The following is a 17,692-nucleotide window of genomic DNA, read 5'->3' as shown; positions in this document are numbered from 1 at the left end:
AGAAAAGAGAATCACTTTAATAGAAAAGGGCGCCTGTTTTCCTGTATGACATTTCCAGAAATTTACTGGTACCCGACAAAGGGATCTGGGCTGCACCACAACGCTCCTTTGCAAAGAACACAATTCGGCGAACGCGGAGAAAGCGGTATACGCCGGAAAAAGCATTTCTCGCCTGAGGCGGACAGGACGTCTTGTCTCCACAATGCGCAGTCCGTGCTGCCGCCGTATATCTCACAAGCAAACGTCAAAAGTAAATAGCTTCACAGACCTGTGCCTGGGGTTTCATACTCTCGGGCAGTAGATTATTTTACAGCCCACCAGAAACCCAGCGAACAGATTCATGAGCTTGGCAACCCAGAGAAGCGGCGCCCTCGTCAAGTTATTTCGCGAGGCGGTGCACGAGGGCGAGTTCAACGCCATCGATATGCCCACACTTCACAGTGCCCAAGGAATTCAACCACAGGGGCACAGAAGGTATGTATCAGCGCGACACCAAAGAAATGCTTTTTGAATGGACGTCCCTCTTCGGGAAGTGGTTCGAGAAGACCAAAGCATGGACTCTGCGCTCCCACGCGCGGCGCGGAAAGATCCAGAACGACGGTGGAGAATGTAGAGGCCGGTCTGGTGAATTTTAAGGTCCTCGCCAAAGAGACCCGCAAAAAGATGCAGGCCGCGGCCAGAAGACCAAAACGGCCGCCAAGGAACGTCGGGGCGTCAAGGAAGGGCGGCGCGCGAAATCAGGCCGGCCCTCAGCAGACTGGCGCGGGCGTGAAGCGGGAGCAGAGAGCTATTCCTCTGCCCCGCTTCGCCCGTATGCTGCCCGGCATGATGGTTCCCGACCCCACCCCTTCCGCCGCCCCCCCTGCCCGCACTGCGCCCGGAGAGGCACCGCCCCACCGGGGACTACTGATCGTGATGACCGGCGCGTCCGGCGTGGGCAAGGGCACGCTGCGCGAGCGCTGGCTGGCCGGGCAGGACGTGTTCTACTCGACCTCCTGGACCACCCGCGAGGCCCGGCCCAGCGAGCAGGACGGCGTGGACTACGTGTTCGTGACGCCCGAGGTGTTTCAGGAAAAGGTCTGGGAGAACGGCTTTCTGGAACACGCGCAATTTGTCGGCAACCACTACGGCACCCCCCGCGAACCGATCGAGGCGGCCCTCGCGCGCGGACAGGACGTGGTGCTGGAAATCGAGGTGGAAGGCGCGATGCAGGTCAAGGGCCGGGTGGGTGAGGACGCCGTACTGATTTTCATCATGCCGCCCAGCCTGACCGAGCTGCGCCGCCGCCTGACAGGCCGCGCCACCGAGACGCCCGAGCGCATCGAAAAGCGCCTGACCCGTGCCCGCGACGAGATCATGCACGCCCACGCCTTCCGCTACGTGGTGGTGAACGATGATCTGGAGCGCGCCGTGAACGAGCTGCGCGCCGTGCAGCGGGCCGAGCACGCCCGCCTGCGCCCTGCGTCCGAATGGACCGAAGAAGACCGCGAGGCCCTGCGCCTGGCCGAAACGGTCCGGAGCACCGCCCTGACCCGTGAGGACTTGCTGCGGGTGGTGGAGGGCTGATGCCCCTGGAACTCGCGCAAGGTGACGTCAGCCGTGAGCGGACGTGCGCGGTGGTGACGGCCGCCAACAAGGAACTCGCGGGTGGGGGCGGCGTGGACGGTGTGGTTCACCGCGCCGCCGGGCCGCAACTGCTGCGGGCCATTCGCCAGATTGGAGGGACGCCCACCGGAACGGCGGTCCTCACCCCGGCCTTTGGATTGGAGGCCCAGGGCGTGCGCTTCGTTATCCACGCCGTCGGTCCCGTCTGGCGGGGCGGCGACCGGGGCGAGGCCGAACTGCTCGCTGGGGCCTACCGCGAGAGCCTGCGGCTGGCCGCGGAACAGGGCTGCAGGTCGGTGTCTTTTCCCGCCATCAGCACCGGCGTCTACGGTTACCCGCTGGACCGGGCGGCGGAGGTGGCGCTGCGGACCATCCGCGATTTCCTGCGGGAGCACCCTGCCCTGACCGTGCGCGTGGTGCTGTATAGCAGCGGGGCGCTGAAGGTGTTCGGGCAGGCATTGAAAACCCTGGAACGGGCAGAGGGCGAGAACCCGCCTGCATAAATTGACTTTCTGTGTATCCTACGCTATATTTTTGGACATCACCGCCCAAGAGGCGGCTTTTTTATTGTCCCTTCCAGGTGCGCTCTATCCTGCCGGGCATGATTGCGCCCTTTTCCACCACCCACGGCACCGCCCAGCCCCTGGACTGGCTGTGCCTCGCGCCCCACCCCGACGACGCGGAAATTGGCGCGGGAGGCACCCTTATCCGCCTGGCGAAGGCCGGGCAGGCAGCGGGCATTCTGGAGATGTCGCGCGGCGAGCGGGGCACCCAGGGCACGCCCGAGGAGCGGGAAGCCGAGTGCGTGGCGGCGGCGGCGATCATGGGCCTCGCGTGGCGGGGGCAGCTGGGCCTGCCGGACGGCGAACTGGCGGATACCCCGGAAGGGGCCGCGCGGCTGGCTGCCGCCTTGCGCGCGGTGCGCCCCCGCGTCCTTGTCGTGCCGCACCACCTGGACCGCCACCCGGACCACTTCGGCACCTACCACCTCGCCAAGCGGGCGCTGCACCTCGCCGCCCTGAAGAAAGCGGACGTGCCCGGCGAGCCGCACCGGGTTTCCCGCGTGCTGCTGTATCAGGGCAACGCCGACATTCGCGCGAGCCTGTTGGTGGACGTAGAAGCCGTACAGCCCGAATGGGAAGCGGCCATTCGCGCCCATACCAGCCAATTTACGGGCGTGTATATCTCGGAAACGGTCACGCCCGAGATCGTGGAGCGCCGCCGCGCACGCTTGATGTACTGGGGCACGCTGGCGCGCGTGCGGTATGCCGAAGCTTTCGAGGTGGAAGACCCGCTGCTGGTGGAGCCGGAGAGGCTCTGAGGAGCCGCCGGAAGCTCAGGGACAGGTCTCGGTGCGCTCGACCGTAAAACCCCGGGCAAGGCAACCGGGGAGGGCGCAGGGGTGATCCAGGGTGCAGGTGTGGAGGACGACGCGCCGCGCGTTCCAGGTCCAGGCCGTTTCCGTTACCAGGGTCAGGAAGGGGCCCCCAGGCCTCGTCCCAGGAAAACTGGGCGCAGGCCAAAGAGACGCAGTTCCACCACCTTCTCCGGCAGGCGCACGAGTTCGGCGTACCCCAGGGTCTCTCCGTCCAGCATGCCCAGCAGGGTCCGGGTGTCCGGCGAGAGGGCGTAAGCGGCCCATTCCTCCTCGGTCCAGACTCGGCGGTTATGCCAGCGGTAGGTGTCTCCAACTTCCCGGTAGAGGGCGGCGTTCACTCCCGCGTCCTGCACCTCGCGCAGGGCCAGGGCGGGGAAGGGCGCAGGGCAGAGGGGTCCAGCATTTGCAGGTGGGTCACGGTGACCGTCATGCGCGCCCCCTGGGCAGCCGTTCGCGGGTCAGATGCAGGGCTTCGGCGGCCAATTCGTGCCCCCGGGCTTCCAGCCGGTTCCGTTCAGCCCCGATGACCGCGCGTTCTTCCACCGACACGTGGGGCAGGTTGATCTCCACCGTCAGCAGGGCCGCATGCAGGGCTCCTTCCAGAATCGCCGCCCCTGCACCCACGTCGCTGACCACCTCGGGGTGGCTCTGTCCGGCCAGCCCCGGCGCGAGGGACAGCGCCTCCACCACCGTGCGGGCGAGGGTCAGGGGCACGTTCATGGCGGCCTGTCCCGCCGCCCGCAACGCGGCCTCACGCCCGTGGCGTTCCTGCTCCGTCCCCTTCGGCCGTCGGCTCGCGTCCACGTAAGCGCGGAAGACGGCCACGTCCTCGTCGGCCAGCGTCTGCAGGCGACCCCGCAATTCGCTGAGGTGGGCGAGGGTCCGGGCCAGGGCCTCGTCCTCTCCCCTCTTCCTGACGGTGATGGCTCCGGCCATGCTCAGCAACGCCGTGCCGAACGAGCCGGTGAGAGCGGCGGTGGCCCCTCCGCCGGGCGCGGGGCGGCGGCTTGCCACGGCTTCGAGAACGTCAGAGGCAGGTTGCGGCCACAGGGACGACATGCCTGCCACTCTAGACGCCCCTCCGCCACCTTGCGGACGCCTGAGCCAAACAGGAACGCTAGCCTGCCCCTGAGATGCTGCTCACGCTGACCACCACCCACCAGCCTGCCACCGACCTGGGCCATCTGCTGCACAAACACCCGGAGCGCGTGCTGGAGCGTGCCCTGCCCTTTGGCCGCGCGACGGTCTTCTACCCTGAGGCCACCATAACGCGCTGCACGGCGGCCCTGCTGCTGGAGGTGGACCCGGTGGCGTTGTCGCGGCATACCCGGGGCAACGAAAGCACGCCGCTGGAACCCTACGTGAACGACCGGCCCTATGCGGCGGGTAGCTTTCTGGCGGTGGCCCTGCGCGATGCCTACGGCACCGCAATGACCGGGCGCAGCAAGGACCGACAGGACCTGGCTGACACGCCCCTGCCCCTGGTGGCCGAACTCCCCTGCGTGGCGGCGCGCGGCCCGTCAGACCTTCCGGAGCGGCTGTTCGGTCCGTTGGGGTACGCGGTGGAGACCCAGCCCATTGCCCTCGATCCCCACTTTCCCGAGTGGGGCGAGCGACCCTACGTGCGCTTGCGGGTGTCGGGTACCGTTCGCCTCAAAGACCTGCTGGCACACCTGTACGTGCTGCTGCCCGTACTGGACGGCAAGAAACACTACTACATCGGCGACGACGAGGTGGACAAGCTGCTGCGCCACGGCGCTGGCTGGCTGGAGACGCACCCCGGGCGCGAACTGATCCTGGGCCGCTTCCTGCGCTTCCGGGCGCTGGTGCAGCAGGCGGCGGCCTCGTTCTCCCCGGAGGAAGAAGGGACGCCGGAGGAGACCGGGCTCCCAGCGCAGCCCCGCCCCCATGTTCACGACACCCGGCTGGACCGCGTGGCGAAGGTCCTGAAGGAGACGCGGGCAGCCCGCGTGCTGGATCTGGGCTGCGGCGAGGGCAAGCTGCTGCGCCGCCTGGTGGAGGTGCCCCAGTTCCGCGACATCGTGGGGCTGGACGTGAGTGCCCGCGCGCTGGAGACCGCTGCGGACAAGCTGCGCCTGAAGGCGCGGCCCGAGCTGGCTGCCCGGGTACGCCTGCTGCACGGCAGCCTGACCTACCCGGACAGCCGCTTGCGAGGCTTTGATGCGGCGGCGCTCGTGGAAGTCATTGAGCACCTGGAACCGCACCATCTGGAAACATTGACGGAGAACGTGCTGGGCGACGCCCGGCCCCGCCACCTCGTCGTCACCACCCCCAACCGCGAGTACAACGCCGTCTTTGCGGAACGGGGCGACGAAGCAAGAATGCGCCACGCCGACCACCGCTTCGAGTGGACACGGGCCGAGTTTCGGGCGTGGGCTGAAGGGGCAGCCAAGCAGTACGGCTACGCGGTGCGCTACGAGGACCTGGGCGACGTTCACCCGGAGTACGGGCCGTTGACGCAGATGGCAGTGTTCAGGCAGGAAGGCTGAAGCCTACTTCTGCGGGAGCCACGCGAAAATATCCACCGGTGTGCCGTCTGGGTCCAGAACCGTGGCGTACCTCTGGCCCCAGAAAGCGTCGAAGGGCTCCGCGGCAACCGTGTAGCCCCCTGCCCTTAGGCGCTGGACGGCCGCGTCCACTTCGCCCGGCGTCAGGGCCCCGAAGGCCACCCCGATTCGGGCCGCTCGCGCTGGCGGCTGCCAACCTTCGTCCAGTTGCCGGGCCAGACTCTCGTCCAGCCAGGCAACGCGCACACCATTCACCGTGACTTCGGTGTGGTCCTGCAGCCTGCCGTCTGTGCCCAGATGCGCTCCCTCGGGCAGAGGCAGGCCCAGCGTGCGGTAGAAGGCCAGCGCCCGTTCCATGTTCGATACGGTGAAACTGACGTAATTGAGGGCCAGCGTCATGCGGCGACCTCCCGTGAAGGCGGCAAGACGCTGCGGCTACGCAGGTAAGCGGCCCAGTGCCTTTGCTCCTCGCCGTACCCCTCCGCGATCCATCCGAGTTCACGCGGGTCAAGGGGGCCGTAGACCGGTGCGGCGGCCCGGAGCAGCTCGGCCAGGAGCGGCGTCCCCGCCGCGTCCTCTCCCAGGTGTTCCAGCCGTCCCAGTCCCCGCACGAGGATAAACAGGGCGCTCCACTGACCTATGCCGTAGATGCCCCGCAACCAGTCGCGCACCTCGCCGTAGGGTCGGCGCACGAGGTCATCGGTGGTGACGTCCTCAAAAGCCCGAATCAGTTCCCGGAGCGAGCGCGCCTTGCGGGGATTGGGAAGCAGGGCCAGAACATCTTCCTCGGTCAGGTGCAGCAGGTCTCCGGGCTCGGGAAAGGCGGGCCGCCCCTCCCATTCCCCGCCACAACGGAGCATCAGGGCCCGTTTGATCTTGCGGGCCTGCGTCAGAGGCAACCGCTGCCCGATGACGGCCCAGCACGCCGCCTCAAAGGGCGTCAGGAACTTGGGCTGGTGGAAGCCGTACAACCCGTCCAGCACTGGACGGAAGGCCGCGTCCCCCTCCGCGGCGGCGTAGAAGGGCCGCAGATCTTCGCGGGTGCCCAGGAAAAAGGCGAGGCGCTCCAGCAGGGCCGTTTCCTCCCCTGCCGTGAGCGGGCGTTCGGGATAGACGGCACAGGTCAGTCCCGCGGCGTCCTCCCGAACGACGAAACCCACGGTCTGCCCCCCGAGGCGGGTGGCTTTGCGGAGTTCCCCCGCGGTGCCCTGCTCGCCCTGGGCGGGGGAGAAGCCGCCCAGGAACGCGAGGGTGTGCCGGAAGGCAAACGGCTGGACGACGGGCAGGCGCGTCACTCCTGCACCTCGTGGAAGGTCAGGGCATGGCCGCCGGGCGTAACGGGCGTAAACATGCGGCCGAAGGGAGCGTCTTGCGGGGGCTGCACCACCTGGGCACCCGCCGCTGCCACCTGCGCGTGATACCGCTCGGTTTCCGGCATGCCCACCCAGACGCGCCCGCCGAAGGGCTGCGAGGGGTCTCTCTCAGGCAGCGGCTCCCGCACCGCCAGGGCCGCTCCATCCAAGCGGGCGAAGACCGTGGCACCGGGCTGTTCCTGCACCACCTCGAAACCGAGGGTCTGGACGCAGCAGTTCTGGGCGGCGTTCAGGCGCCAGGTGTGCAGGGCGGTAAAGTGGGGGTTTGTTTTCATGCTTGGCCTCCTGCGGCCGTCGCCGTTGATCTTCCGATCAACCGAGCGAAGCGAGAAGCGAAAAAAGGACGTCGTACTCAGGTCAGGCGCTCGGAGCCGTCATCTGGGCCTCGTGGAAGGTCAGGGCGTGACCGTGGGAGTCACCACGGTGAACAGGCGGCCCAAAGGGCTGTCCTGGGCGGGCTCCACCACGTCTGCCCCGGCAGCCGTCACCTGAGCGTGGTAAGCGTCCACGGCGGGCACGAGGAACGACAGGTCTGCCGAAAAGGTGCGGCTCGGCCGGGCGTCTTTTGGCAGCAGGGCAAGTCCGGCTCAGCCCCTTTCCCGGAATTTCAGCGCGTCGCCCGCGTGTTCCTGCGAGACGGTGAAGCCGAGGGTCTGCGCGCCGCAACTCCGGGTGGCCGCTGAGGTCAAGGGTGTGCAGCACGACGACACCAAGATGGGCGTTCATGGTGGGCCTCCTGAAATCAGTCTGCAGGGCGCCAGTGACACCCCTATGTCAGGAGCCCTCCCGGCTGAGCCCCGTAGATCCCGAGCCGGTGCCCACCGGGGGTGCGAACCGTGAAGGTACGGCCGAAGGGCATATCGTGCGGGAGTTCCGCCGGGAGTTCCGCGACGCCGGTCCCCACAGGTGGGGTCAGGCCCCCGTCTGTGCGGAGGGCGAGCCCGGCCCCGCTGCCCTGCACGAAGGCGTTCGCACCGGGGCGCTCCTCGGTGATCCCGGCGTCCGGCACCTCAGTGAAAGAGGCGCGGGCGGCAGCGGAACCGGGCGTACGCAGCGGAACGAAAGCCAGGATGGTTTTCATGCCTCCCGTCTTTGCCCTTCCCGTGACCACCCGGGGTCAGGAGCGTCAGGCTCAGGCGCGACTGAGCATCCGGCGCGCCTCGGCCCACACCTGCTCGCGGAGGTCTTCAGGTTCCAGCACCTCTGCGTCCCCACCCCAGGACAGGACCCAGGACAGCACAGCCCGGGTGTCCCGCACACGCAGGGTCACCTCGTAGCCGTGTGGGGTGTGTGCTTCTTCCGTCTGGAAGAGGTGGGGCCGCTCCCGCACCGTTCGCGCCCGCTCGGCCGGGAAACGGAGCCGGACCGTTACGTTCCGCTCCTCGCGTTCCGGGCGGTACTCGACGCGCCACTCCGGGTCCCGCGTGAAAGTCTGCGGCAAGGCGCGCGCGTCCTCCATCCGGTCCAGCCGGAAATGGCGCTGGGCGGCCTGCGCAGGATCGAACGCCACGAGCAGCCACACGCCGTACAGGTGGACGAGGCCCAGGGGATACACCTGCCGGGCATCCGGTCCACCCCCCGGCTTGCGGTACACGAAAGTGACGATTCGGTTGTCCAGCACCGCGCCGCGCAGGAGGCGCAGCGTCTCGGCCTTCCGCCCGCTCCCCGGAGGCACGACGCGCAGATGCTCCCGCACCCGCTCCACATCTGCCCTGCGCTCGTCTGGCAGAGCCGCGAGGAGTTTCTTGGCCGCCTGGGCCGCCGCGCCCGCGTACTCAACGTCAAAGGCCCGGGCCACCGCGTCGGCCCCCAGGGTCAACATGACCGCTTCCTGCGGAGTGAAGTGCAGAGGGGGCAGAAAGTAGCCCTCCATCAGGCGGTAGCCCTGCCCGGGCACGCTGATCACCGGTACGCCCGCCTCACTCAGGGCCAGCACGTCGCGGTATACGGTCCGCACGCTGATTTCAAAGGTCCGCGCCAGATCCTCAGCGCGCACCCACCCGCGCCCCCGCAGTTCCAGCACCAGCGCGAGCAGACGGTCTGTGCGGTTCATTCAGGCAGTGTAGAGGGCAGTTGTGGGGGAGGGCTGCGGGGGGAACACCCCGCCAATCTGCCCATGTCGCCCCTACCCCCTGTGTGCGAGCATCAGCTCCTGAGGCCCCATCCATGACCAGTCCCCCGACCAGTATCCGCCTTCCCGAACTCGCCCTCGTCGCCCTCGTCGGCGCGTCGTCGGCGGGCAAGAGCACCTTCGCCGCACGGCACTTCCTGCCCACCGAGGTGCTGAGCAGCGACTTCTTCCGCGCCCTCGTCAGCGAAGACGAGAATAGCCTGGACGCCACCGGGGACGCCTTCGACAGCCTCTTTTACGTGGCGGGCAAGCGGCTGGCACGTGGACGCCTGACCCTGATTGACGCGACGAGCGTGCGCCCCGATGACCGGCGACGGCTGGTGGACCTCGCCCGTCAATACGACGTGCTGCCCGTGGCTGTGGTCCTGGACCTGCCGCGGCCTGTGCTGGAAGCCCGTCATGCCGCCCGGGATGACCGCGACTTCCGGCCCGAGGTGATTGGGCGGCAGATGGGCGAGTTGCGCCGAACCCTGCGGGGAATGCAGAAGGAGGGCTTCCGGCACGTCTGGGTCCTGCGCTCGCAGGAGGAGGTGGACGGGGCGCAGGTCACGCGGGTGCCCCTCTATACCAACCGCAAGGAACTGACCGGCCCATTTGACTTCATCGGCGACGTTCACGGCTGCCTGCCTGAACTGCGCGCGTTGCTGACCCGGCTGGGGTACACGGTGGAGGGCGACGCCGCCACCCCTCCCCCGGGACGCACAGCCGTCTTTGTGGGAGACCTGGTGGACCGGGGCCCCGACAGTGCGGGCGCGCTGCGGCTGGCGATGAATATGGTCCGAGCGGGCGCAGCCCTGTGCGTGCCCGGCAACCACGACGAAAAACTCAAGCGTGCCTTGGACGGCAAGGCGGTCAAGGCCCTGCACGGTCTGGACGGCACCCTGGCCCAGCTGGAGGAGGCCGGACCGGAATTCAAGCGCGAGGTCCGGGCCTTTATCGAGGGACTGGTCAGCCACCTTGTATTGGACGGCGGAAAGGTGGTAGTGGCGCACGCGGGGCTGCCCGAGCGCTACCAGGGCCGCTCGTCAGGACGGGTGCGCAGCTTTGCCCTGTACGGCGACGTGGACGGCAGCAAGGATGAGCTGGGCCTGCCCGTGCGCCGGGACTGGGCGGCCGAGTACCGGGGTGCCGCCACAGTGATCTACGGTCACACACCCGTCGCCGAGCCCCGCTGGGTCAACCGGACGCTCAACATCGACACCGGCTGCGCCTTTGGTGGCGCGCTGACCGCCCTGCGCTACCCGGAGCTGGAACTCGTGCGCGTGCCCGCCCACGCCCAATACGCGGTGCCTGCCCGTCCCCTTCAGGCGGCCAAACCGGAGGTAGACGGCAAGGCGCTGGACCTGGCCGATTTCCTGAAGGAAGGCCGCATCGAGACGCGCTCCTTCGGCGGAATTCTGGTAAAGGAGCGCGAGCGCGCGGCGGCGGTGGAAGCCTTCTCCCGCTTCGGTGTGGATCCCCGCTGGGCCGTGTATCTGCCCCCGACCATGAGCCCCGTGGAGACGAGCGAGCGCGGGGACCGGCTGGAACATCCCGCCGAGGCCTTCACCTATTTCCGGGGCCAGGGCGTGACGCAAGTGGTCTGCGAGGAAAAACACATGGGCTCCCGCGGGGTGCTCGTGCTGGCGAAGGATGAGGACACCGCCCGCACCCGCTTTGGAGTGGAGGGCGGAACCGGGGCTATCATGACCCGGACCGGACGCCCCTTCTTCAAGCCGGAGTGGGAGGCAGACGTGCTGACCCGGGCCCGTGCCGCCGCCACTGGAGCCGGACTGTGGGACCGGCTGAACACCGGCTGGCTGGTGCTGGACGCGGAAATTCTGCCCTGGAGCCTGAAGGCCGAGGAGCTGATCCGGCACCAGTACGCGGCGGTGGGCGCAGCGGGCAATGCCGTGCTGCCCGCCGAGGTGGCCGCACTGGTTGCCGCTGCAGAACGGGGTGTAGACGTGGCCGCACTCCTCACGCGCACCCGCGACCGCGCCGGAGACCTCGCCGCCTACCGCAACGCCTACCGCGCCTACGTGCGCCGGGTGGAGGGGCCGAAAGACGTGCGGGTTCTGCCCTTTCACCTGTTGGCTTCGGAAGGGAAGGTGCATACGGACCAGACCCACCTGTGGCACTTGGAAACGCTGACAACCCTCGTGGACGCAGACCCGACCCTTTTTGGCCGCACCGCCCACCGCTCCGTGACTCTGGGCGACGAAACGAGCGAGACGGAAGCGGCGGCGTGGTGGGAAGCCCTCACTGCCGGAGGTGGGGAGGGCATGGTGGTCAAGCCGCTCGCCTTCCTTGACGCCGAGCGCCGGAACCTCCAGCCCGCTGTGAAGGTGCGGGGCCGTGAGTACCTCCGGATCATCTACGGCCCCGAGTACACCCGCCCCGAGCACCTCACCCGTTTGCGCGCCCGGGCCCTGAGCGCCAAACGTGCCCGGGCCCTCCGCGAATTCCACCTGGGCCTGGAAGCCTTGAGCCGCTTCGTGGACGGTGCGGCGACGGCCCATGTGCATGAATGCATGCTCGGCGTACTGGCGCTGGAGAGCGGTCCGATAGACGCGCGGTTGTAGGGGACAGGGAGGTGGGTACGGGCGACTGGGTTTAGAGCATGTGTCAAAAAGGGGACTGCTTTTTGACCGAACCCCGCGGGCGAACCGAAATGCGCATGGAGGAGAATAGGGAGCCGTGAGGGGTGCCCTTCCACGCGCGGCGCCATTCGGACACCGGCGCCAAAGAGCGTCGCTTGGACGTGCCCTCGCCCCGAGCGTTCGCAAGGCCCCCTCTGCTCCGCAGCTCTGCGGGTCCCACGAGGGGAAAAACCCGGCTCGAACTTCCCAACATCCGAACGCCACCGCCCCGTCCATCCCACGGCTTCAGCGGGTGACTCCCCCAGTCACGTTGGCGCGCGCAGCGAGACGGTCGCCGAGGCAGAAAGACAACAGGATCAAGCTTTGCGCGCTGTAAAAAACACCCGCCTTCCAGCGAAATAAGCCCCTGCCCTTTGCAGCGCTGCTCCCCATCGTGGGCAAACACCCCGTCCCCCACCTCCAGCCTCCTTAGCCTGAGGCATGAAACACCTCGCCCTCCTCCTCTCCACCCTGCTCCTGGGCCCGGCGCATGCCCAATCCGCCGCCGCACTGGCAAAGGTAGACGCTGCCCAGATGAGCATCGCCGCAGCGCGGGCCAAGGCATATCCCGGCAGCTCCCTGACCGTCCTCCAGACCCTCCGCGCGGGAAGCAACTACCAGCGCTATATCGTGAACTACCTCTCCGACGGCCTCAAGATCAACGCCCTCCTGACCGTCCCGAATGGCAAGGCTCCCAACGGGGGCTGGCCCGCCATCGTCTTCAACCACGGCTACATCCCGCCTGAGGTCTACCGCACCACCGAGCGCTACGTTGCCTACCAAGACGCCTTTGCCCGCGCAGCCTTCGTGACCCTGAAAAGCGACTATCGGGGCCACGGCAGCAGCGGAGGTGAGGCGCTCGGAGGCTACTACGCGCCGGGCTACACGACGGACGTGATGAACGCGCTGGCGAGCCTAAGGGCTGATCCCCGCGTCAACCCGGCGCGCATCGGCATGTGGGGCCACTCCATGGGGGGCTTCCTGACCCTGCGGGCGATGGTGATCGACCCGAAAATCAAGGCGGGCGTCATCTGGGCGGGGGTGGTGGGCGACTACGACGACATGATGAACCGCTGGCCGCACAAGGCCCCCACCTCCATTCCCGCGCGGGTGCTCGAACTGCGAAAGAAGGCGGTGGAGAAATACGGCACCCCGGCCAGCAATCCCAAGTTCTGGCAGCGCCTCAGCGCCAACAGCTACTTGAAAGACCTGGGCGGTCCCCTCCAGCTGCATATTGGCACGGCGGACGAGGACGTCCCCGTGACCTTTCACGAATCTCTGGTACGGGGTATGAAGGCAGCCGGCAAGCCTGCGCAGAGCTACGTCTACCCCGGCGACAACCACAACCTCAGTCGGAACCTGTATACGGCCTTGGCACGCTCGGTGGCGTTTTTTAAGGAGAAGCTGTAGGCCGTTGTCCCTGAGCCTCTGGCAGCAGATGGCTCAAGGACAACGCGCCAAGGCCTCCTACCGGCTCAGGTCATACCCCGTCACCCTGCCCGCTGGGCCGGGGTTGCTGCCGCTCAGGGGCAGGGCGCGGTCGTAGAGGTTCCAGCCTTGCTCCACGTGCATTTCGGGCAGCAGTTCTTCGCCAGCACCGGACAGGAACTCGGGCACCTTGACGCTGGGGAAGGTGCCACCCAGGGCGCTGTAAATCAGCCACTGGCGGTTACGCGCAAAGCGTTCGCCCACGTTGAAACTGGCGTCGTTGTTGGCGTCATCAAAGACCACCACCTGATACACCCCAGCCGCTGCGGGAACATTTGGCAGATCGAAACCGAAGCTCCAGACGTTTGCGCCCGAAACGACGAGGTTCTGGCTCTGGTTGCCGTCGTTGGTTACCACGCCCGGTAGGCCTGTGCCCACCAGCGCCAGCCGCAGCCGTGCATTCGTCCCCCAGTCTCCGGAGACGGTGCCGCTGAGGTCATAACTCTCGGGCGGCTGAACCTGCCGCGAACCGCAGGCAGCGAGGACAAGGGGCAGGGCGAGCAGCAGGAAGCGGGACATGCGGTCAGCCTAGCGGCCCAGGCTGACTCGGGAGTGAATGGCCGACGCCGAAGATAGAGGGCGTGGAGATCACGCCTCCTCGAAGGCCTGCTCTTCGGCGGCGCCTCACGCGCCAGCTTCGTGCCGGGCGAGGTCATTCGCCTGCACAATTCGGCAGAACTCGGCGACCTTGCGCACCACCTGCCTGAGCGCGAGGGTGGGGAGGGGGGCGGACCCCCTGGAACGCGAGCAGGCCACGGGCGCGGCGGTACCTAACCGCACGCATCTGGAGCAGGCCCTGCAAACGCTGGCAGCCTGGCGCGGCGGACAGTGCCGCTGCACCCTCTACCCGTCCTCCCTGCTTCTCCAGTCTTCAGCTTAAGGAGGAAGCCGGGCAGGTGCGGATTCTCTCCACCACCCCGCCCGACTGGTTCATGACCTTCCGATGCCACTGCCTGCGCTGCTCGCGCGACCGTGAGGTGGAGCAGGGCGGGTACACTCTGCCCCGTGGCGGTGGAAGGCGCTGTGACGGCCCTCAGCCTTTACTTGCCCTGCTGCGCCAACTTCAGGTAGTACGCGCTCGACTTGTCGTTTGGATCGAGTTGCACGGCCTGGCCGTAGGCTTCGGTTGCGCCCGGATAGTCCTTCGCCTCGTAGCGCACGCGGCCCAGCCACGCCCAGGCTTTGGCGTACTTGGGGTTCTGGGTGGCGGCCGCCTGAAAACCGATAGCAGCGGCGTCCTTCTGCCCCGCCGCGTATTTGGCGTAGGCCTCGCGGAAGGTCTTCACCGCGTTGAGCCCGTATTGCACGCCCTCCTGCGCCAGGGCGAGGTTGAAGCGGTCCGCCGCGCTCGCCTCGGGCAGGGTGCTCACGCCCTGGTAAGCGGTGGCGGCAGCCTGGGCGTTACCCAGTTCCAGCGCCAGCTTTCCGGCCTGCCGCCACGCCTCGGCGAAGTTGGCGGCGGTGTGGGCGGCTTCCTGAAAGCCTTCGAGCGCCTTTTCCTTGCGTCCCGCGTCCAGGTCCTCGAAGGCGCGGCTGAAGGCGCGGGTGGCGGCCGGACCGTAACGCCCTGCCCGCCCTGAGAGGTCCCGGAAGTACGCGAGCGTCTTGTCGTTCGGCTTCAGGGTCAGGGCCTGCCCGTAGAGCTTGTCCGCCTGGGCGTAGTTTCCAGCTTCCAGTGCTGTGCGGGCCGACCAGCCCACGCAGTCCGCGTTCCTTGGATCGAGCTCTGTGCAGCCCGCGAAGAATTTCGCTGCCTGGTCCATCAGGTTGCGCTTGTAGGCCGCGTACCCCAGGTTGTACTGCACGAAGGCCGCCTGTCCCCGCTCGGCCTCGCTGGGCTGCCCGGCCTTGAAATAGGCGTTCCAGCCCAGTTCCGCCTGCTTCCAGAAGCCGACTTCGGTATAGATCTGGGCACGCAGCCGCAGGTACTCCGGGTTGTTCGGGGCCTGCTTGACGGCCCGCTCCGCAGCGTCGGCGGCCTGCTTCCACAGCGGCTGATCGATGCTGGCGCTGCCCTTCGGGTAGGTGGCGCGCGCCTTGTCAGCGAGGCTGCGCGTCTGGGCAGCGTTTTCCTCGGCCGTCTGGGCAGGAGCGGCGTTCTGGGCGCTGGAGTCGGCCTGGGTGCTGGTCTGTGCAGTGGCAGTTCCCAGCAGGGCGGCGGTCAGAAGCAGGGTCAGGCGTATGGGCATGATCTGACCGTAAATGAGGGCAGTGGGCCAGGTGTGAGAAGGCCCTGACCGTGACTTGTCCCCCGCGCCAAGGTGCCGTACGTCTGCACCGGGGAAGCGTCCCTCTGGTAAAACGGAGGGATATGGCTGAGGCCCCACGCGTGTATCCCATCCGCCTGTACGGCGACCCCGTGCTGCGCCGCAAGGCGCGGGCGGTGCAAGCCACCGAAACCCTGGCCGTGCCCGGCTTTGATCCACAGCCGCTGCGCGAGGTGGCGAACACCATGCTCGAAACCATGTTCGAGGCGCGCGGTGTTGGCCTGGCCGCGCCGCAGGTGGGCCTACCGGTCCGCATGTTCGTGGCCGTGGAATACGAGGACGACGAGGAGGAGAACGAGGGCGGTGAGAAGCCGCTGCGCTCGCGCGTGCTGCGTAGTTTCGCGATGCTCAACCCTACTCTCACCGTGATCGACAAGAAAAAAGACCGCACCTATCAGGAAGGCTGCCTCAGCATCCCCGGCATCTACGAGGAGGGCGTGCCCCGGTCCCGCGCGGTGCAGGTCCGCTACATGGATCTCGACGGCCAGGAGCGTACCCTGGAAGCCGACGACTACCTCGCCCGCGTCTTTCAACACGAGGTGGACCACCTCGACGGCGTGTTCTTCCTGGACCGCTTGCCCGCTGAGGTCACCGACGACTACCGCAAGGAGCTGGCGGGCATGCAGCGCAAGGCCAAGCAGTACCTGAATGACCTCACGCAGGCAGAGAAGCGGCGGCGGGAGCGTCAGGGTTGAGCGCTCCCCGCATCGCGTTTTTCGGCTCGCCCACTTTTGCCCTGCCCGTGCTGGAGGCCATCCGGGAGCGCTTTGAAGTGGTGCTCGTCGTCGCGCAGCCCGACAAGCCCGTGGGCCGGGGCCTCAAGCTCACGCCACCGCCCGTTGCTGCCCGCGCCGCCGAACTGGGTTTGCCGCTCGCCCAACCGAAAAAGCTGCGGGGAAACGGGACGTTCGAGGCGCAGCTGCGTGACAGCGGAGCGGACGTGGCCGTTACCTGCGCCTACGGCAAAATCTTGCCCGCGCCGCTGCTCGCCCTACCCCGCTTCGGCTTCCTGAATACACACACCAGCCTGCTGCCCGCGTACCGCGGAGCCGCACCGATCCAGTGGGCCCTCATTCGCGGCGAATCCGTGACGGGCACGACCATCATGCAGACCGACGAAGGCATGGACACGGGGCCAATTCTGCTTCAGGAGGAACTGCCCATTGCCCCGGAATGGACCAGCATAGAACTCGCCGACGCCCTGAGCACCCAGGCTGCCCGGCTGATTGTGGAGGCCCTCTCGCGCCTGCCGGACCTAATCCCCACGCCGCAGGACGAGGCAAAAGCCACCCACGCGCCCATGCTCGTCAAGGAGGACGGCTTTGTGCGCTGGGGGGAGGACGCAGGGGCAGTGGTCAACCGTTTCCAGGGCGTGGCGGCCTGGCCCCAGACCACGGCCTTCCTCAACGGTGCGCGCCTGAAGCTCGGCGGCCTGGGTATAGCGGAGGGCCAGGGTCAACCCGGCGAGGTGCTGGGTGTGGACAGCGAGGGGCTGAGGGTGGCGTGCGGGCGGGGAGCTGTGCGCTTGGAGACCGTGCAACCGGAGGCGCGGAGGGCCCAGTCCGCCGCACTTTGGGCGCAGAGTGCGGGCGTCTCGGCGGGTACGCGCTTTGATCTCTGGGAACCACCCTCGTCCTGAAGGCGTACCTGGAGGTGTGCAGCCCACCTTTATGCAGGCCACCTTTCCGCTTAGCCTCGAATTCAAGTTCAGCCTCTTTACCGAGCTGCGCGTGACTGACGCCTCTGGCCACCTTATTGCGGTGGTCAAGGAGAAGAAATTCAGCATCCGCGACGAGGTGCGCGTGTTTGCCGACGAGGCCCGCAAGCACCAGACCCACGGCATCCGCGCGCAGGGGCTGATGGCGGGGGCGCTCGACTGGAAGGCCCGACGCCTGATTCAGCGCGCTGATAAGAGCGAGGTGGGCGCGCTCCAGGCGCAGGGGATGCGCACCCTCTGGGCAGCGGGGTACGAGCTCCTGGGGCCGGATGGCCGCCCCGAGTTCACCATTCGCGACGATCATCCCTGGCTGGGTGTGCTGGAGGGCGTGATCGGCGCGGTTCCGCTGGTGGGCGACGTGGTCGCCATGGGCTTTGATTACCTCGTCAACCCCACCTATACCGTAACGGACGCCGCCGGACAGCCCGCCTTCCGCGTTCGCAAGCGCCGCAGCGTCTTTTCCCGCCGCTTCACGGTGGAGGAACTGCGTCCCGTGCGCCCGGAAGAAACCGAACTGGTCACGCTTGGGCTGGTGCAGGTGGTGCTGCGGGAACGCGAGCGGGGCTGAAGGCCTCCCAGCGGCA

20 protein-coding genes are annotated in these 17,692 nt (G+C 67.6%); 9 read left to right on the top strand and 11 right to left on the bottom strand.

Translation table 11 applies throughout. The annotated features are described in order from the left end of the window. Nucleotides 1-813: 813 nt before the first annotated feature. From gmk to B9A95_RS13355, 3 genes are all read left to right on the top strand, one after another. The gene (gene gmk / locus B9A95_RS13365) at nucleotides 814-1,566 is read left to right on the top strand and encodes a guanylate kinase (RefSeq protein WP_084050724.1); all 753 of its coding nucleotides are present in this window, start codon (nucleotides 814-816) and stop codon (nucleotides 1,564-1,566) included. Beyond that, complete coding sequence (locus B9A95_RS13360) at nucleotides 1,566-2,108, top strand: macro domain-containing protein (protein ID WP_084047777.1); 543 nt, start codon at nucleotides 1,566-1,568, stop codon at nucleotides 2,106-2,108. Before gmk ends, B9A95_RS13360 begins: the two co-directional genes overlap by 1 nt. A 98-nt stretch (nucleotides 2,109-2,206) precedes the next feature. Beyond that, a complete protein-coding gene (locus tag B9A95_RS13355) occupies nucleotides 2,207-2,926 on the top strand; it encodes a PIG-L family deacetylase (protein WP_084050723.1) in 720 nt (239 codons plus the stop codon). A gap of 152 nt (nucleotides 2,927-3,078) precedes the next feature. On the opposite strand, the gene B9A95_RS13350 is transcribed toward B9A95_RS13355, so the two are convergent. Then, on the bottom strand, nucleotides 3,079-3,321 hold the full coding sequence (locus tag B9A95_RS13350) for a GNAT family N-acetyltransferase (protein WP_084047776.1): 243 nt from the start codon (nucleotides 3,319-3,321) through the stop codon (nucleotides 3,079-3,081). Nucleotides 3,322-3,409: 88 nt separating this feature from the next. Further along, a complete protein-coding gene (locus B9A95_RS13345) occupies nucleotides 3,410-4,042 on the bottom strand; it encodes a cyclodeaminase/cyclohydrolase family protein (RefSeq protein ID WP_084047775.1) in 633 nt (210 codons plus the stop codon). 74 nt (nucleotides 4,043-4,116) lie between these two features. On the opposite strand from B9A95_RS13345, the gene B9A95_RS13340 reads away from it, so the two are divergent. Further along, nucleotides 4,117-5,493 (top strand): 3' terminal RNA ribose 2'-O-methyltransferase Hen1, encoded by a 1,377-nt coding sequence (locus B9A95_RS13340; RefSeq protein ID WP_084047774.1) that lies wholly within the window; start codon nucleotides 4,117-4,119, stop codon nucleotides 5,491-5,493. A gap of 3 nt (nucleotides 5,494-5,496) precedes the next feature. Here B9A95_RS13340 and B9A95_RS13335 read toward each other — a convergent pair whose 3' ends face one another. From B9A95_RS13335 to B9A95_RS13315, 6 genes are all read right to left on the bottom strand, one after another. Next, the gene (locus B9A95_RS13335; protein WP_084047773.1) at nucleotides 5,497-5,910 is read right to left on the bottom strand and encodes a VOC family protein; all 414 of its coding nucleotides are present in this window, start codon (nucleotides 5,908-5,910) and stop codon (nucleotides 5,497-5,499) included. Continuing rightward, complete coding sequence (locus tag B9A95_RS13330) at nucleotides 5,907-6,806, bottom strand: DNA-3-methyladenine glycosylase family protein (protein ID WP_084047772.1); 900 nt, start codon at nucleotides 6,804-6,806, stop codon at nucleotides 5,907-5,909. The genes B9A95_RS13335 and B9A95_RS13330 overlap by 4 nt, the downstream gene beginning before the upstream one ends. Further along, nucleotides 6,803-7,159 (bottom strand): VOC family protein, encoded by a 357-nt coding sequence (locus B9A95_RS13325; RefSeq protein WP_084047771.1) that lies wholly within the window; start codon nucleotides 7,157-7,159, stop codon nucleotides 6,803-6,805. Before B9A95_RS13325 ends, B9A95_RS13330 begins: the two co-directional genes overlap by 4 nt. Before the next feature lie 120 nt (nucleotides 7,160-7,279). After that, the gene (locus B9A95_RS36300) at nucleotides 7,280-7,402 is read right to left on the bottom strand and encodes a hypothetical protein (RefSeq protein WP_281255869.1); all 123 of its coding nucleotides are present in this window, start codon (nucleotides 7,400-7,402) and stop codon (nucleotides 7,280-7,282) included. Nucleotides 7,403-7,653: 251 nt separating this feature from the next. Continuing rightward, a complete protein-coding gene (locus tag B9A95_RS13320) occupies nucleotides 7,654-7,965 on the bottom strand; it encodes a VOC family protein (protein WP_084047770.1) in 312 nt (103 codons plus the stop codon). A 51-nt stretch (nucleotides 7,966-8,016) separates the two neighbouring features. After that, nucleotides 8,017-8,937 (bottom strand): helix-turn-helix transcriptional regulator, encoded by a 921-nt coding sequence (locus B9A95_RS13315; protein ID WP_084047769.1) that lies wholly within the window; start codon nucleotides 8,935-8,937, stop codon nucleotides 8,017-8,019. 113 nt (nucleotides 8,938-9,050) lie between these two features. On the opposite strand from B9A95_RS13315, the gene B9A95_RS13310 reads away from it, so the two are divergent. Together B9A95_RS13310 and B9A95_RS13305 are read left to right on the top strand one after the other, a co-directional pair. Next, nucleotides 9,051-11,579 carry a polynucleotide kinase-phosphatase gene (locus tag B9A95_RS13310; RefSeq protein ID WP_084047768.1) on the top strand — a complete coding sequence of 843 codons (2,529 nt, stop codon included), beginning with the start codon at nucleotides 9,051-9,053 and terminating at the stop codon, nucleotides 11,577-11,579. Nucleotides 11,580-12,077: 498 nt separating this feature from the next. Then, nucleotides 12,078-13,046, top strand: a complete 969-nt coding sequence (locus B9A95_RS13305) for an alpha/beta hydrolase family protein (protein WP_084047767.1) — start codon at nucleotides 12,078-12,080, stop codon at nucleotides 13,044-13,046. A 57-nt stretch (nucleotides 13,047-13,103) separates the two neighbouring features. Here B9A95_RS13305 and B9A95_RS13300 read toward each other — a convergent pair whose 3' ends face one another. From B9A95_RS13300 to B9A95_RS13295, 3 genes are all read right to left on the bottom strand, one after another. Continuing rightward, complete coding sequence (locus B9A95_RS13300) at nucleotides 13,104-13,643, bottom strand: hypothetical protein (protein ID WP_084047766.1); 540 nt, start codon at nucleotides 13,641-13,643, stop codon at nucleotides 13,104-13,106. A 105-nt stretch (nucleotides 13,644-13,748) separates the two neighbouring features. Then, complete coding sequence (locus B9A95_RS33740; protein ID WP_170928645.1) at nucleotides 13,749-13,904, bottom strand: hypothetical protein; 156 nt, start codon at nucleotides 13,902-13,904, stop codon at nucleotides 13,749-13,751. 260 nt (nucleotides 13,905-14,164) lie between these two features. Next, nucleotides 14,165-15,313: a tetratricopeptide repeat protein gene (locus tag B9A95_RS13295; RefSeq protein WP_084047765.1), complete on the bottom strand. Its 1,149-nt coding sequence runs from the start codon at nucleotides 15,311-15,313 to the stop codon at nucleotides 14,165-14,167. 122 nt (nucleotides 15,314-15,435) lie between these two features. Here B9A95_RS13295 and def point away from each other — a divergent pair, with 122 nt between their 5' ends. Genes def through B9A95_RS13280 form a run of 3 tightly spaced genes read left to right on the top strand, consistent with a single transcriptional unit; the run spans nucleotide 15,436 to nucleotide 17,676 of the window. Beyond that, nucleotides 15,436-16,086 carry a peptide deformylase gene (def, locus tag B9A95_RS13290; RefSeq protein WP_084047764.1) on the top strand — a complete coding sequence of 217 codons (651 nt, stop codon included), beginning with the start codon at nucleotides 15,436-15,438 and terminating at the stop codon, nucleotides 16,084-16,086. Next, nucleotides 16,083-17,030, top strand: a complete 948-nt coding sequence (fmt, locus tag B9A95_RS13285) for a methionyl-tRNA formyltransferase (RefSeq protein WP_084047763.1) — start codon at nucleotides 16,083-16,085, stop codon at nucleotides 17,028-17,030. Before def ends, fmt begins: the two co-directional genes overlap by 4 nt. Before the next feature lie 31 nt (nucleotides 17,031-17,061). Beyond that, nucleotides 17,062-17,676: a hypothetical protein gene (locus B9A95_RS13280; RefSeq protein ID WP_084050722.1), complete on the top strand. Its 615-nt coding sequence runs from the start codon at nucleotides 17,062-17,064 to the stop codon at nucleotides 17,674-17,676. Nucleotides 17,677-17,692: the final 16 nt, after the last annotated feature.

It is taken from the genome of Deinococcus hopiensis KR-140, assembly GCF_900176165.1.
Taxonomy (GTDB): Bacteria; Deinococcota; Deinococci; order Deinococcales; family Deinococcaceae; genus Deinococcus; species Deinococcus hopiensis.
The sequence above is the reverse complement of the archived record's forward strand: the minus strand, read 5'-3'. Positions and strand labels throughout refer to the sequence as shown.